We start from the raw sequence: 14701 nt of genomic DNA, 5'->3' as shown, positions 1-14701 counted from the left end.
TCTCAATCTTTCTTAGAAGTGTTCATCCTGAAGACAATCAAACTAAGAATACCTGTTACAACAAACATGAATACTGACAAAGCACCACCACGACCAACGTCCTTACTGGTCAGGTATCTGTTCAGCAACATGATTACTGTGGTGAGGGAATCAGTAGGATTGCCTCGACCATTTGTCAGGATCTGAGGAACATCGAACATCTGCAGACCACCGATAAGTGATGTGATCAGCACATATACGAAGATTGGACGAAGAATTGGCATTGTAATTTTGAAGAATACCTGTGAAGCTGTAGCTCCATCAACCTGTGCAGCCTCATAAAGTGATGAGTCAATACCAAGCATACCTGCCATAAGGAGGATTGTGGTATTACCAAACCACATAAGGAAGTTCATGAGCATTACAAGGATTCTTGATGCACTAACGAACTGAAAGAACTTAAATGGCTCGCTGATAGCATGAAGGCTTAAAAGAATCTGGTTAACTGGGCCACTATCTGAGAACAGGGCAAAGAACAGCATTGAGAACGCTGATGCCATGATCAGGTTAGGCATATAGATAACGGTCTTGAAGAATCTCTGTCCCTTAAGTCTAAGTGAAGGATCTGAGAACCAATATGCCAATAAAAGAGCTATTGTGATCTGAGGGATGAAACCACCAACCCACATGATCAGAGTGTTGCCTAAATATTTCCAAATTTCCGGTGTTCCAAGCAGTGTAACGTAGTTCTGGATACCTACAAAGTTAGGTCCAATCTGCTTAAGTCCGGAACGATAGTTTTCAAAGAAACTGTTATAGATTGTTGAAATCAACGGAATAAAACTGAAAATGACGTATGTAACAAAGAAAGGAATGAGGAAGATGTAACCCCATCTATTGAACTTTACTACATTCTGATTGGACTTTTTCTTGTCCATACTCACTACCTCCACAAATCTTACTCTTTTCTGAACTACAAGCGTTTTTTTAAAATTGCCTGCCGGCAAAGATACCGGCAGGCAATGATCATTTAGACTAACGTCCTATGCAAAATTATTTTGTAAGCTCAGGATATCTCTGAAGAGCAAGTGTGTAGAACTGCTCAAGAGCCTCATCATATGTAGCATAGTTGCCGTTGATGTAGTCACCCATAGCTGTCTGGAAGTCTCCAAGAAGACCCTGATCATAAGCTGTAAGGTTAGCCATATCGATGTTGTCAGCGCCTGCACAGAACATCTTAAGAGCGTTCTGTCCGCCAAGAACTGCATTTGAGTAGTTAGGATCGTTTGCAAGCTCTTCCATAACAGGTCTGTTGTTTACAAAGTCATTGTCCTTAAGAACGATGTCCTTCATAACTGTAGGATCCATTGTCATCTTTCTCATGATATCAGCAACGAGTGTTGGGTTATCTGTTCCAGCTGCTGCACAGATCCATGTTCCGCCCCAGTAGAAGCCCTGAGGTCCCTCTGTAGCTGCCCAGCCACCTGCGTTAGCAACAGAACCTTCTACGTCAGCTGCCATACAGAAGTCGATAAGCCAAGCTGGTCCAAAGTAAGCGAATACCTTTCCTTCAGGATAGAATCCCTTGTTCCAGTCCTCACCCCACTGGCCCCATGTGTTGCAGTAGCCAGCGTCTGCAAGCTTCTTAGAATCCTCAACCCACTTCTTAAGGTTGTCATCAACCTGAATCTGTGTTCCGTTAACCCATGGAAGCTTAGCGTTGTTCTGATATACACGGAATGTATCAGCTGTTGAAGAAATTACATCGTAGCCAGCCTTGTCAAGCTCACCAGCTGCCTCGAAGAACTTATCCCAATCAGCGAACTTAGCCTGGATGTCTGCAGGCTCGTCTGTTCCGAATACTTCCTTAGCGATCTCTCTGTTGTAGATCATAACACCAGGGCAGCCCTGCCATGATGATCCCTTAAGAACGCCGTTAGAATCTGTTACAACTGCCTGTGTGTATGAGTACTGATCCTTGAGCTCATCATCTGTGATTCCAAGATCCTTAATAGGCATTGTGTAATCTGTATCTGTGTACTTAACTGCGTAGTCAGCCTCTACAAGGAAAAGGTCAACCTTGTCATCTGCTGCTGCACTGTCCTGAGCAAGAAGGAGCTCATCAAGTCTGTTCTGATAAGCGTTCTCCTCGTTAGGAGTGATGAGCCAGTTAACTGTAACATCACCGATCTTACCAGTTGTTCCATCGATAACTTCGTATCCAGGATAGTGATCTGTAAGACGTGACTTGAACTCCTCGTTCCAAGCTGAGATGTTAAGAACTGTTCCCTCGTCAGCTGCTGGAGCTTCTGCTGCAGGCTCTGCTGCAGGCTCAGCTGCTGGAGCCTCTGCTGCTGGAGCCTCTGCTGCAGGTGCCTCTGCTGCAGGTGCTTCTGTAGCAGCGTTGCCGCATGCTGTAAGCATTCCAGCTACCATTGTTGTTGAAAGTAATAAACCAAGTACTTTCTTCTTCATAACTACTTTTACCTCCCTTTTCTCTAAAAGAATTTTGAAGTGTTTTTTATTTAAAACAGCTAAGCTGTCTTAAACCTTATTTAGTTCTCTTGATCCTGCCTACTGACTCGCCCTTTTCAAGAGTTCCGGGAATTACTATCTGTTCAATGATGGTTCCCTTAGGGTTGTTGATAAGATCAATAAGTTTACTTGCTGCAAGTCTTCCAATCCTGTCTGTGTCCTGAACAATTGTTGTCATAAGTGGACTGATTCGTCTTGCTATCTCTATGCCATCGTATCCGGCTATTGAAATATCCTCCGGGATGCGAAGACCTCTTTCTCTGATTGCATTGAGTCCGCCAAAGGCTGCAAAGTCGTCTGAATAAAGAATGCAAGTTGGTGGATTCTTGAGATCAAGGAGCTTGTCTGTTGCCTTTTTGGCCTCTTCTATATTTCTATAAGGAGCTTCCAGTAAGTACTCATCCGGAATGCTGACTCCAAGATCCTGAAGGGTCTTATAAAAGCTTGCCAATCTGCTCTGTGTAACTGCTGTATCCTCATGGCCGTGGATGTACGCTATCTTTCTGTGTCCCTGTTCATATATATAAGTAACAAGTTCTCTCATGCCCTTAATGTTGTCAGATACAATTGATATTCTATTAAAGAAGGAATGGTCAATTGTTACAACCGGGATGTTGCTCTTAATGAGCTCATCAACTTCGGGATCTGAGAAATCAACACAGGCGATCACCACGCCATCAAATCCTCTGTAAATTGCATGGGACAGATAACTCATGTTGTTAGATCTTGTTCTGTCTCCATTGATGAAGGTAATGTCGAAACCTTCCTGCTCAGCCTTTTTCTTGAAGCTGTCCAAAACGTGTGAGAAGTAATCGTGGGTAAGACCACTGTTGGCCTCGTCGACAAAAAGTACTCCGATATTATTGGATCTGTTTGTCTTGAGTGCCTGGGCTGCTGCGTTGGGATGATATCCTAACTGCTCTGCAACTTCTCTGATCTTCTCCTTAGTCTCCTTGCTGATATCACTGTGATCGTTAAGAGCTTTAGAAACAGTAGCGATCGAAACTCCGCAGGCCTTCGATATGTCTTTTAAAGATACAATTCGTTTAGCCATCGCTTCTCTTTTTCTCACTTAATCGTTTTCGTAATTCAAATATACAACGAAATTACTCTAAAGGCAAGTTTAGTTTTTGAGTTTTTGTGCATATTTGATATTTTTGGTAGTCTTTTACAAATATTTACTCGTGATTTCATACATAATTACGATTTTAGTTACAATCTGTTCATATTTTAGGTAAACGTTTTCGAAAACGTTCAGTATTCATGGGATTCTTTGGAAACGATGTGTTGAAAACCAGTTTTCTCCCGCATGTTTACTAGCTTTTAGCTAAATTAATTGGATAAAAAATACTGTTGAAATTATTAAACTTAACATATATAATACAGCTAGATATTGTCTTAAACGTTTAAGTAGATGGGAGGTTACATATGCAATACGGTCATTTCGACGACAACGCACTAGAGTATGTTATTACGACACCTAAGACCCCTCTTCCCTGGATCAACTATCTGGGCAACAAGGAGTTCTTTTCACTGATCTCAAACACCTGCGGAGGATATACATTCTATAAGGATGCCAAGCTCCTTCGTCTGACACGTTATCGCTACAACAACGTTCCTTATGATAATAATGGTAAGTACTTCTATATTAAGGACGGCGATACAGTATGGAACCCAGGATGGCAGCCAGTTAAGACTGAGCTCGACAGCTACGAGTGCCGTCACGGTCTTGGATACAGCACATGGAATTCTTCCAAGAACGACGTTCAGGCACAGGTTCTTACATTTGTTCCTATGGATGACAACTGCGAAGTTTCCAAGGTAACTCTTACTAATAATAAGAAGAGTCAGGCACAGATCACTCTCTTTTCATATGTAGAGTGGTGTCTCTGGAACGCAGATGACGATATGAAGAACTTCCAGCGTAATCTTTCAACTGGTGAAGTTGAGGTTACAGATGGCGGTGCAGTTATCTATCACAAGACAGAGTACAGAGAGCGCCGTAATCACTACGCTATTTACGGCGTTAACACCAAGGTTGATGGCTTTGACACAAGCCGTGATGCATTCCTTGGTGCATACAATGGTCCTGACAGCCCTGACGTTGTTAAGAACGGCAAGTGCACAGGCGAGCTTGCAAGTGGATGGTCACCAATCGCTGCTCATCAGATCAACGTAACTCTTGAGCCAGGCGAGTCCAAGACCTTCATCTTCACTCTTGGTTACATTGAGAACCCAGAGGACAGCAAGTGGGAGTCACCATCTGTTATTAATAAGGAAAGAGCTAAGGCCATGCTTGCCAAGTATGACCGCGTTGAGTCAGTAGACGCTGCTCTTACAGAACTTAAGGATTACTGGAAAGAGCTTCTTTCCAACTACCATGTATCTTCTTCTAACGAGAAGGTTGACCGCATGGTTAATATCTGGAACCAGTATCAGTGCATGGTTACATTCAACATGTCAAGATCTGCTTCCTACTACGAGTCAGGAATTGGCCGTGGAATGGGATTTAGAGATTCCTGTCAGGATCTTCTCGGATTCGTTCACCTTATCCCAGACAGAGCAAGACAGCGTATCATCGACATCGCTTCTACTCAGTTCCAGGATGGTTCAGCTTATCACCAGTATCAGCCACTTACCAAGAAGGGTAACTCCGACATCGGTTCTGGCTTCAACGATGATCCACTTTGGCTCATCGCTGGTACAAGCGCATACATCAGAGAGACTGGCGACCTTTCAATCTTAAATGAAATGGTTCCTTTCGATAATGACATGAGTGTTGCCAAGACACTTATGGGACACCTCAAGTGCTCATTCGATTTCACAGTTACACACAAGGGTCCTCACGGACTTCCTCTTATCGGACGTGCTGACTGGAACGACTGTCTCAACCTCAACTGCTTCTCAGAGCATCCAGGTGAGTCATTCCAGACCTTCGGACCTTCAGAGGGACCTGTTGCTGAGTCAGTATTCATCGCAGGTATGTTCGTTAAGTACGGTGAAGAGTACGCACAGCTTGCTGAACTCCTTGGTGATGATGCTGAGGCTAAGAGAGCAAGAGAAGAGGTTAAAAAAGTTTACGACGCAGCTACAACAGCTGGTTGGGACGGCGACTGGTTTGTCAGAGCTTATGATGCTCACGGCAACAAGGTTGGTTCCAAAGAGTGTGAGGAAGGTCAGATCTACATCGAGCCTCAGGGCTTCTGCGTACTTGCAGGAATCGGCGTAGAGGAAGGTCTTGCTGAAAAGGCATTAAGCAGCGTAAAAGAAAAGCTCGATACCAAGTACGGCGTAATGATCCTTCAGCCAGCTTACACCAAGTACCACTTAGAGCTCGGTGAAGTTAGCTCATATCCACCAGGATACAAGGAGAACGCTGGTATCTTCTGCCACAACAATCCTTGGGTTTCAATCGCTGAGACAGTTCTCGGACACGGCGACAGAGCCTTCGAGATCTACAAGAAGACATGCCCAGCTTACATTGAGGAGATCAGTGAGATCCACTGCACAGAGCCTTATGTTTACTCACAGATGGTAGCCGGCAAGGACGCTAAGTTCTTCGGACAGGGCAAGAACAGCTGGCTCACAGGTACAGCTGCATGGACCTTCGTAAACATCTCTCAGTTCATCCTTGGTGTTTACCCAACCCACAAGGGACTTATGGTTAACCCTTGCGTACCTAAGGACTTCGGTGATTTCTCAATCACAAGAAAGTACAGAGGTGCAACCTACAACATCACTGTTAAGCAGAACGGCGCTGAGAAGGGTGTTAAGAGCCTTATCGTTAACGGCAAGACCGTAGAAGGCAACGTAATCCCTTACGAGGAAGGCGTAAAAGAGTACACTGTAGAGGCAGTAATAGGTTAATCCTTAAAAATATCACACACCCTAAAACCGCCAGGGCATACCCAATGTGCCTTGGCGGTTTTACTTTCCTGTTAAGCCCCCCGCCCTCTCCCAATCCAACCCGCCGCCCCAAGCCTATAAAAATCTCTTTTTCGTCGCTCCGTCGCTGAAGTTCATGGCTGCGACCCTTTGCTCTGATGTTCTGCGGTCAAAAAACTCGCCTCCTTCCGAGGCGCCACCGTATCTTCCTGGTTTCGAATCATTAGCTGCAAACGTCATTTTCCTGATGCTCACAGGTCGATTTTCTAGCGCTTGCGAATATCATGAGCAAGCGTAATCAAGGAAAATCGACCTGAGCATCATGGAAAAGTTTCGTTTGCAGGTAGTGAGAAAACGGGAAGATACGGTGGCGCCCCGGAAGGAGACTCAGACATTTGACCTGAAAAAGAACATCAGAGCAAGATGTCGCAGCTCATGAACCGGGCAGCTCTCTCGCAAGACTCAAAAGTAAATTTCTATAGGCTTGGGGCGGCGGGTTGGATCGGGAGAGGGGCATGGATAGAGAGGCGGAAGTAAATTGCACTACAAAAAGCATCATAATGCCGCGTTTTTTAGTAAACTTGCCATTAACTGATGAGATATGGTAAAATAGTGCGTTAGTCGGAGGTTAATATGAGCGCAGATAAAAAGCCCAGAAAACACAGACACAAAAGGCATTATACTTTTATGGTTATATCCGGAGATTCTGATGGCTCCACCAAGCGCCTGCACCTGAATCACTTCAAAACGCAGGTTCTTGCATACACAGCATTTGGTCTTGCACTTGTGATCATCTGCTACATCATTTATTCAGCCATCACCATTTCCAATCTTCGTTCCATCGAAACACAGCAGAAGGCTCAGATTGATGAACTCACACTGGAGAGCAGCACCTTAGAGGCTTCCAATGATGAGCTTGAGACAAAAGTCCAGCAGCTGAGCGCAGCCCTCAATCAGAGGCTGGAGGACGAACAGATTTCAGCTGAAGAGGCCGAGACCCTGGCAGTACCTACAGGTTTCCCTCTCACAGGAACAGCATCCTTAACCCCAGCAGTTGATGACCCTAACGAGACCAAGGTCACCAAGCTTACAGAGGACAACAAGGATTCAGCCACAGGCAATCCTATAGTTCTTCTTGAATCAGCTGCAGGCAACAGCGTAATAGCTTCTGGTTCAGGAACTATCCTTACAGTGACAACAGATGCCAAATTTGGCAATATGATAACCATAGACCATGGAAATGGTTACGTGTCAATTTACAGAAATCAGGGAGATCCGCTGGTTTCAGAGGGATCAGCTATAGATAAGGGAGACATTATTTTTGTCATTGGCGACGGAAATACCACGCTTGGCTATCAGATCCAAAAAGACGAACAATACATCGATCCTGAAGAACTTATTGAGATCAACGGTTAGGAGGACTCATCATGTTTGGAAACAAAAAAGACGCAACTTTAGATCCAGCTCTTGAGCAGGTAGGAACCATCATCGGTCCCGGCGCAGTGCTTGACGGCCCCCTTACAACCAAGGATTCCACAAGAATCGACGGTACAATAAAAGGAAACGTTACAATAAGCGGAGCTCTTATTGTAGGCCAGGAAGGCAAGATCAACGGAACAGTATCAGCAATGAACGTCTATATCGCAGGCGAAGTTAATGGTAACATCACAGCCCCACAGGGCAAGATTGAGATCAGCGATACAGGTAAGGTAATCGGCGATGTCACATGCAAGGGCATCATCATCGACGAGAACGCTGTATTCTCAGGTCAGTGCGACATGACAGGCGTTGAGAAAAATTCCGCTGAAGTTGCAAAAGAGCGTGCAGCAGCCGATAAGGAAGCAGCTTCTGAAGAGAAGCCTGCTGAGGACAAAAAAGAAGAAGAAAAGAAAGACGATAAAAAGTAATTTTAAGCAAAAAGAAAGCTGCTACTGAATCATCAGTAGCAGCCTTTTTTATTGTTTTTTGATCAGTCCTGCATCCTTGTAAATACCAGCTCATAACCGTCATCACCATAGTTGAGTGAACGGTTTACTCGGCTGATAGTAGCTGTAGATGCACCAGTCTTCTCTGCAATCTCGAGATATGTCTTCTTGTCTCTAAGCATTGAAGCAACTTCAAATCTCTGAGAAAGAGAAAGTAACTCATTTACAGTGCACAGATCTTCAAAAAAGCTGTAGCACTCTTCTTTATTCTGAAGGCACAGTATCGCATCAAAGAGATGGTCAACAGCATCTGTTCTGATCTTCTTGTTCATTGTATGAAAAACCCTCCGTACTAGCTAAATTTAATGTGACTAAATATCGTCAACATTCCTATGGTACTTAAACATTTTATCACGCTAAATTTTTAAAGTAAAGTGATTAAATACTTTTATTATTTCTTTACTTTTGCACTTTTATGTGATATCGTAAATGTGTTGTCATAGACAACAGAACGATTATTTTTTTATTTTTGTGGAGGTATTACGATGAACAAAGGTACTGTTAAGTGGTTCAACAACCAGAAGGGTTACGGCTTCATCTCTGACGAGGCTGGCAATGATGTATTCGTACATTATTCAGGACTCAACATGGAAGGTTTCAAGTCTCTCGAAGAGGGCGCTTCTGTTGAGTACGATGTAATCCAGGGCGAAAAGGGACCTCAGGCCGTAAACGTAAACAAGCTTTGATTATCGGCGATTGAAGCATTTAATCAGACTACAAAGTGCCTTATTCTAAAATAGATTTATTTTGAATTCGCAAGATTGTAACAATGATTAATCACTAGAGCCATCTGACATATGTCAGATGGCTCTTTTGACGTCTTATTTACAAGCTTTAATTACTTCTTCCATGGAGAGGTGTCCGCCGAACAGGTCCAGCGCTGAACCTACAGTGACATCTACCTTTCCTTTTCCGTATTTCTTAAGCTTCTTGATATCTTCTATATTCTTAACACCCCCGGCGTAGGTGACAGGTCTTTTGCCCCAGGCGCCAAGGATCTTGGCCACGCTATCTTCTATCCCGTTCTGAAGCCCTTCAACATCAGCTGCATGAACAAGGAACTCGTCGCAGTACTGTGACAGCTCATCCATAGTCTCCGCAGAGAGCTTAACCTGTGTAAACTTCTGCCATCTGTCAGTAACTATGTAGTAGTCATCATCCTTCTTCTTGCAGGACAGATCAAGAACGATCTTCTCTTTTCCCACAGCCTTAACAAGCTTCTTGAGATTGGTATAGCTGATCCTTCCATTCTTAAACACAAAGGATGTGACGATCACGTGAGATGCACCAGCTTCAATAAACTCAGCTGCATTCTGGTCAGTAATACCGCCTCCCACCTGAAGAAATCCCGGAGCGGCAGAAAGAGCTTTTTTAGCCTGCTGCCTGGTCATCTCGTAGTATGGGCTGTCCTGTGGGTTCAGGAGAATGATGTGTCCGCCAGAAAGGTCTTTTTCCTTGTACATTCTGGCATAGAAGTCTGCTCCTCTCTCTGAGACATAGTTCTCACTGGCTCTGTCTCCAGCGTCCCTAAGAGATGAGCCCACTATCTGCTTAACTTTTCCGTTGTGGATATCGATACATGGTCTAAATCGCATATCTGATCCTTCTTAATCAGGCAAGAACATCTGACATATCGTACATTCCAGGGCCCTTACCAGCCAGGAATTTAGCTGCTTCAATAGCTCCTTTTCCAAAAATTGCTCTTGAATAAGCTCTGTGTGACAGGGTAACAACCTCGTCCTGTCCAGCAAAGATCACATCGTGATCTCCTACGATTGTACCACCTCTTACTGCCGAGATACCAATCTCCTTAACAGGGCGCTTCTCGCGTCTTGTGCTCCTGTCGTATACGTAGTCGTACTCGTTGCCAAGGGACTCGTTGATGCTGTCTGCAAGAGCAAGAGCTGTTCCTGAAGGTGAATCAAGCTTCTGGTTATGGTGTTTCTCAACAATCTCAATGTCGAAGCCAGCAGCTGCGAACAAAGGAGATACCTCTTTAAGCACCTTTAAAAGAGCATTGACACCAACAGACATGTTTGCGGATTTGAGAACTGCTACCTTAGTAGAAGTCTCTTTTACCTTATTAAGCTGCTCATCTGAAAGACCTGTAGAGCAAAGAACCACAGGGATATTCCCGGCTGCGCAGTGCTCAAGAAGTCCGTCTACTGCTGCCGCGCTTGAAAAGTCTACGATCACATCGGCGTCCACATTGCACTCAGCAAGGGTTTTAAATACTGGAAAAGAGTATGTGCTCTCTCCGAAAGCGTCTACGCCTGCTACGATCTCTATTGCTTCATCGGCCTTGCAAAGGTCAGCGATCACATGACCCATTCTGCCATTGCAGCCGTGCATGATCATTTTAACCATTACTTTACCTCCAGTCCGTAGCGGATCATCTCTTCGCGAAGATGAGCCTTGTTGGCATCCTCCATCTCTGTAAGAGGAAGGCGAAGTGGGCCAGCCTCAAATCCAACCATATTAAGAGCTGCCTTAACAGGGATTGGGTTAACCTCTGAGAAAAGAGCCTTAACCAGTGGATATGCTTTGAACTGAAGCTCTCTTGCTGTAGCATAGTCGCCATCAAGGCACTTCTGACAGATCTCGTGAGTCTGTCTGGGCGCGATGTTTGAAAGAACTGAGATTACGCCAAGTCCGCCAACTGACATGATTGGCACGATCTGGTCATCATCACCTGAGTAGAGGTCGATGCATCCCTCTGCAAGAGACATCATCTTGATAGTCTGTGAGATATTACCTGTAGCATCCTTGATTCCAACGATGTTCTTATGGTCCCTGGCAAGCTTGACTGCTGTTTCAGGAAGGATGTTGCAGCCAGTTCTGCTTGGAACGTTGTAAAGGATAATAGGAATATTGATAGCCTTGGCGATGGCTGAGAAGTGTGCGTAAAGGCCACCCTGTGTAGCCTTGTTGTAGTAAGGTGTTACAGAAAGGACAGCGTCTGCTCCGTATTCCTCAGCCTCTTTTGAAAGCTGGATTGCTGTCTCTGTGCAGTTAGAGCCAGTTCCTGCGATTACAGGAATTCTCTTTGCTACCTTATCTATACAGAACTTGACTACATCCATATGCTCTCTTTCGGACATTGTAGCTGCCTCGCCTGTTGTACCACAGACGATGATGGCATCTGTTCCGTTCTCAATCTGGAACTCAATGAGTCTTGCAAACTCATCGTAGTTGACCTCACCGTTTGCCTTAAATGGAGTTGCGATCGCAACACCTGCGCCTTTGAAAATTGCCATGTTTTCCTCCTTTTTGACATAAAAAATAGCTCAAATCCTATAGAGATGAGCTAGAAAAATTCTTCCAAATAAATAGAACCCTTGTAAAGAATCTTTGATAGCTCCCCATCTTGCGATGACAGTCATGCAGCTATTTACTGCATGCCCAAGCACCCGCCTTCAGCCAGGCCAGGCCTTTCGGCACATTCACCTTTCGCTTTGTTTCTACTGCTGCTGTGCATCCACAAAGTTACTCTTTAAATATGCAACCTCTATCTAATTCGTTTTTGGTTGTTTTAAATACTACCGCACCAGATTAACCCTTGTCAAGCCACTAGCATTTTTTCCTATGAATTAGTCACTATAAACCTTCCGGAAAAGAGCTATTTTTTTATCAAATTTTTGGTTGAACAAGTAAAAATCGCGTGTTATACTCAGTTAGTTTGAAATTAGTTGAAGTTTTTTCTACATATAATAAGAGGTAAAAGATTTATGAAACAAACTAGAAATGATGTTAGAAACGTAGCTATTATCGCCCACGTAGACCATGGTAAGACTACTCTGGTTGACGGTCTTCTTCGCCAGAGCGGCGTATTCCGCGCAGGCCAGGAGGTTGTAGAGCGTGTTATGGATTCCGGCGATATCGAAAAAGAGCGTGGAATCACCATCATGTCTAAGAATACAGCTATCACATATAAGGACATCAAGATCAACATCATCGATACTCCAGGCCATGCTGATTTCGGCGGAGAGGTTGAGCGAGTTCTTAAGATGGTGAACGGCGTTATCCTTGTTGTAGACGCTTTCGAGGGACCAATGCCACAGACCAAGTTCGTTCTTGGTAAGGCTATGGATCTTGGTCTTCCAGTAATTGTCTGTATCAACAAGATCGACCGTCCAGAGGCAAGACCAAATGATGTTATCGATGAGGTACTTGAGCTTCTCATGGACCTTGGCGCTGATGACAATCAGCTTGACTGCCCATTCGTATTTGCTTCTGCTAAGGCTGGTACTTCATCCCTTTCACTGGATGAGACAGGCACAGATATGAAGCCACTCCTTGATACGATCATCAACTACATCCCTGCTCCTGTTGGAGATCCTGACAGCAGCACACAGGTACTTATCAGCACCATCGACTACAACGAGTACGTTGGACGTATCGGTGTAGGTAAGGTAGATAACGGTATCGTTAAGGTTAACCAGGAGGTTGTAGTAGTTAACCACCACGAGCCAGACAGACGTATCAAGACCAAGATCGGTAAGCTCTATGAGTATGACGGACTTGGAAGAGTTGAGGTTCAGGAAGCCAAGATCGGTTCTATCGTTGCTATTTCAGGTATCGAGGATCTCAAGATCGGCGATACCCTCTGCTCAGTAGATAACCAGATTGCTATTCCTTTCCAGAAGATCTCTGAGCCTACTATTTCAATGAACTTCATCGTTAACGATTCACCTCTTGCTGGACAGGAAGGTAAGTACGTAACATCAAGACACCTTCGTGACAGACTTTACAGAGAGCTCAACACAGACGTATCTCTCCGTGTTGAGGATACAGATACAACAGAGACCTTCAAGGTTTCAGGACGTGGTGAGCTTCACCTCTCAGTTCTTATTGAGACCATGCGTCGTGAGGGCTTTGAGTTCGCAGTCAGCAAGGCTGAGGTTATCTACCACACAGACGAGCAGGGCCACAAGCTTGAGCCAATGGAGAAGTGCTACATCGATGTTCCTGATGAGTTCTCAGGAAGTGTTATCCAGAAGCTTGGTGAGAGAAAGGGTGAGCTCGTAAACATGGGCGCTGGTAACGGCGGATACACAAGAATCGAGTTCAACATTCCTTCAAGAGGACTTATCGGTTACAGAGGTGAGTTCATGACAGATACCAAGGGTAACGGTATCATCAATACAATCTTCGACGGATACGCTCCATACAAGGGAGATATGAATTATAGAAAGACAGGTTCTGTCATCGCATTCGAGGGCGGCGAGGCAACAGCTTACGGTCTCTTCAATGCTCAGGACAGAGGACAGCTCTTTATCAAGACTGGTGACAAGGTATATTCAGGAATGGTTATCGGAACCAGCGGAAAGAGTGAGGACGTTGAGGTTAATGTCTGCAAGACCAAGCACCTTACCAACACAAGAACATCATCCTCAGACGAAGCACTTCGTCTTGTACCACCAAGGATCATGTCTCTTGAGCAGTGCATCGAGTTCATCGACAACGACGAGCTTTTAGAGGTAACACCTACAAGCCTTCGTATCAGAAAGAGAATCCTCGATCCTACACTTCGTAAGAGAGCATCATTCAAGAAATAATATGTAAAAAATTAGACCTGAGATACATCATCACGATGCTTCTCAGGTCTTTTTCTTAATAATTGTTCAGCCCGGTCCTAATTTTATAGAAGGAAATAGTCTTTATTTCCTTCAGAGATAGTTATCTGGCCTTCACATTTACTGATAAGTTCGTTTTTTATCTGTTCCAGGTCAGATTCGCGGACGCAAATGTCGAATTGAACATCCGCAGCATACCTTGAGTCACTGATATTTATACCCTTCTGCCCCAGGAAATACTGGATGGTGTTAACCTTATCGTACCCAACCGTCAGCGTCAGCTTCTGGGAGTACACAAGCTCTCCCACGGTAGATGCTGCAATGCCGGCCTGGGCTGCCTGGGTGTAGGCCCTGACAAGGCCACCGGTTCCAAGAAGGACTCCTCCAAAATATCTGGTGACGATGATAAGGACATTGGTAAGGCCTGCTCCATTTATGACTTCGAGGATTGGCTTACCAGCTGTTCCGGAGGGTTCTCCGTTGTCGCTGCACTTGGTGATCTCGCTGTTTTCGCCGATCACGTAGGCATAGCAGTTGTGCCTTGCATCCCAGTACTTTTTGGAGATCTCTGCTATCTTCTCTTCGGCTTCCTGGGCCGAATTTACTGCGAATACATTACCGATGAACCGGGATTTCTTTTCCACGATCTCACCAGTTCCATTTGTAGTTATTACTCGTATCGATTCTCTCTTAGCCATAGCAGTAGTATAGCATAACAGCCCACAATTAGACCATAAAAGT

At 44.6% G+C, this 14701-nt stretch carries 13 protein-coding genes and 1 riboswitch; of the genes, 5 read left to right on the top strand and 8 right to left on the bottom strand.

The features are described from left to right. Positions 1-2: 2 nt before the first annotated feature. The 3 genes from D6855_RS07340 to D6855_RS07330 all read right to left on the bottom strand — a co-directional run bounded on the left by D6855_RS07340 (position 3) and on the right by D6855_RS07330 (position 3568). A complete protein-coding gene (locus tag D6855_RS07340) occupies positions 3-917 on the bottom strand; it encodes a carbohydrate ABC transporter permease (RefSeq protein WP_120739556.1) in 915 nt (304 codons plus the stop codon). Between the two features lie 115 nt (positions 918-1032). Beyond that, positions 1033-2454, bottom strand: coding sequence for a carbohydrate ABC transporter substrate-binding protein (locus D6855_RS07335; RefSeq protein WP_120739554.1), 1422 nt, complete (start codon positions 2452-2454; stop codon positions 1033-1035). A 76-nt stretch (positions 2455-2530) separates the two neighbouring features. After that, complete coding sequence (locus tag D6855_RS07330) at positions 2531-3568, bottom strand: LacI family DNA-binding transcriptional regulator (protein ID WP_243111829.1); 1038 nt, start codon at positions 3566-3568, stop codon at positions 2531-2533. Between the two features lie 374 nt (positions 3569-3942). Here D6855_RS07330 and D6855_RS07325 point away from each other — a divergent pair, with 374 nt between their 5' ends. The 3 genes from D6855_RS07325 (at position 3943) to D6855_RS07315 (ending at position 8306) form a co-directional block, all read left to right on the top strand. Then, a complete protein-coding gene (locus tag D6855_RS07325; protein WP_120739552.1) occupies positions 3943-6381 on the top strand; it encodes a GH36-type glycosyl hydrolase domain-containing protein in 2439 nt (812 codons plus the stop codon). A 651-nt stretch (positions 6382-7032) separates the two neighbouring features. After that, positions 7033-7815 (top strand): murein hydrolase activator EnvC family protein, encoded by a 783-nt coding sequence (locus D6855_RS07320; protein WP_120739550.1) that lies wholly within the window; start codon positions 7033-7035, stop codon positions 7813-7815. A gap of 11 nt (positions 7816-7826) precedes the next feature. Continuing rightward, a complete protein-coding gene (locus D6855_RS07315) occupies positions 7827-8306 on the top strand; it encodes a bactofilin family protein (RefSeq protein ID WP_120739548.1) in 480 nt (159 codons plus the stop codon). Between the two features lie 62 nt (positions 8307-8368). On the opposite strand, the gene D6855_RS07310 is transcribed toward D6855_RS07315, so the two are convergent. Further along, positions 8369-8656: a YerC/YecD family TrpR-related protein gene (locus D6855_RS07310; protein WP_022765063.1), complete on the bottom strand. Its 288-nt coding sequence runs from the start codon at positions 8654-8656 to the stop codon at positions 8369-8371. Positions 8657-8869: 213 nt separating this feature from the next. Here D6855_RS07310 and D6855_RS07305 point away from each other — a divergent pair, with 213 nt between their 5' ends. Beyond that, positions 8870-9070 (top strand): cold-shock protein, encoded by a 201-nt coding sequence (locus tag D6855_RS07305; protein WP_013281837.1) that lies wholly within the window; start codon positions 8870-8872, stop codon positions 9068-9070. Positions 9071-9205: 135 nt separating this feature from the next. On the opposite strand, the gene hisA is transcribed toward D6855_RS07305, so the two are convergent. From hisA to dapA, 3 genes are read right to left on the bottom strand one after another with little or no spacing between them, the layout of a single operon-like run. Beyond that, entirely contained in the window at positions 9206-9979 is a 774-nt protein-coding gene (gene hisA / locus D6855_RS07300; RefSeq protein WP_120739546.1) for a phosphoribosylformimino-5-aminoimidazole carboxamide ribotide isomerase, read from the bottom strand. A gap of 16 nt (positions 9980-9995) precedes the next feature. Further along, positions 9996-10751 carry a 4-hydroxy-tetrahydrodipicolinate reductase gene (dapB, locus tag D6855_RS07295; RefSeq protein ID WP_120739544.1) on the bottom strand — a complete coding sequence of 252 codons (756 nt, stop codon included), beginning with the start codon at positions 10749-10751 and terminating at the stop codon, positions 9996-9998. Next, positions 10751-11641 carry a 4-hydroxy-tetrahydrodipicolinate synthase gene (gene dapA, locus D6855_RS07290; protein ID WP_120739542.1) on the bottom strand — a complete coding sequence of 297 codons (891 nt, stop codon included), beginning with the start codon at positions 11639-11641 and terminating at the stop codon, positions 10751-10753. The genes dapB and dapA overlap by 1 nt, the downstream gene beginning before the upstream one ends. 90 nt (positions 11642-11731) lie before the next feature. Then, positions 11732-11903: riboswitch (Lysine riboswitch) on the bottom strand. A gap of 209 nt (positions 11904-12112) precedes the next feature. On the opposite strand from dapA, the gene typA reads away from it, so the two are divergent. After that, positions 12113-13942: a translational GTPase TypA gene (typA, locus tag D6855_RS07285; RefSeq protein WP_120739540.1), complete on the top strand. Its 1830-nt coding sequence runs from the start codon at positions 12113-12115 to the stop codon at positions 13940-13942. Positions 13943-14025: 83 nt separating this feature from the next. Here typA and D6855_RS07280 read toward each other — a convergent pair whose 3' ends face one another. Then, the gene (locus D6855_RS07280) at positions 14026-14658 is read right to left on the bottom strand and encodes a YigZ family protein (protein ID WP_120739538.1); all 633 of its coding nucleotides are present in this window, start codon (positions 14656-14658) and stop codon (positions 14026-14028) included. Positions 14659-14701: the final 43 nt, after the last annotated feature.

The organism is Butyrivibrio sp. CB08 (genome assembly GCF_003625485.1).
Taxonomy (GTDB): domain Bacteria; phylum Bacillota; class Clostridia; order Lachnospirales; family Lachnospiraceae; genus Butyrivibrio.
The sequence above is the reverse complement of the archived record's forward strand: the minus strand, read 5'-3'. Positions and strand labels throughout refer to the sequence as shown.

Coding starts and splice junctions, on each gene's coding strand:
- D6855_RS07340 (WP_120739556.1), bottom strand. CDS start 917: ATGGACAAGAAAAAGTCCAATCAGAATGTAGTAAAGTTCAATAGATGG.
- D6855_RS07335 (WP_120739554.1), bottom strand. CDS start 2,454: ATGAAGAAGAAAGTACTTGGTTTATTACTTTCAACAACAATGGTAGCT.
- D6855_RS07330 (WP_243111829.1), bottom strand. CDS start 3,568: ATGGCTAAACGAATTGTATCTTTAAAAGACATATCGAAGGCCTGCGGA.
- D6855_RS07325 (WP_120739552.1), top strand. CDS start 3,943: ATGCAATACGGTCATTTCGACGACAACGCACTAGAGTATGTTATTACG.
- D6855_RS07320 (WP_120739550.1), top strand. CDS start 7,033: ATGAGCGCAGATAAAAAGCCCAGAAAACACAGACACAAAAGGCATTAT.
- D6855_RS07315 (WP_120739548.1), top strand. CDS start 7,827: ATGTTTGGAAACAAAAAAGACGCAACTTTAGATCCAGCTCTTGAGCAG.
- D6855_RS07310 (WP_022765063.1), bottom strand. CDS start 8,656: ATGAACAAGAAGATCAGAACAGATGCTGTTGACCATCTCTTTGATGCG.
- D6855_RS07305 (WP_013281837.1), top strand. CDS start 8,870: ATGAACAAAGGTACTGTTAAGTGGTTCAACAACCAGAAGGGTTACGGC.
- hisA (WP_120739546.1), bottom strand. CDS start 9,979: ATGCGATTTAGACCATGTATCGATATCCACAACGGAAAAGTTAAGCAG.
- dapB (WP_120739544.1), bottom strand. CDS start 10,751: ATGGTTAAAATGATCATGCACGGCTGCAATGGCAGAATGGGTCATGTG.
- dapA (WP_120739542.1), bottom strand. CDS start 11,641: ATGGCAATTTTCAAAGGCGCAGGTGTTGCGATCGCAACTCCATTTAAG.
- typA (WP_120739540.1), top strand. CDS start 12,113: ATGAAACAAACTAGAAATGATGTTAGAAACGTAGCTATTATCGCCCAC.
- D6855_RS07280 (WP_120739538.1), bottom strand. CDS start 14,658: ATGGCTAAGAGAGAATCGATACGAGTAATAACTACAAATGGAACTGGT.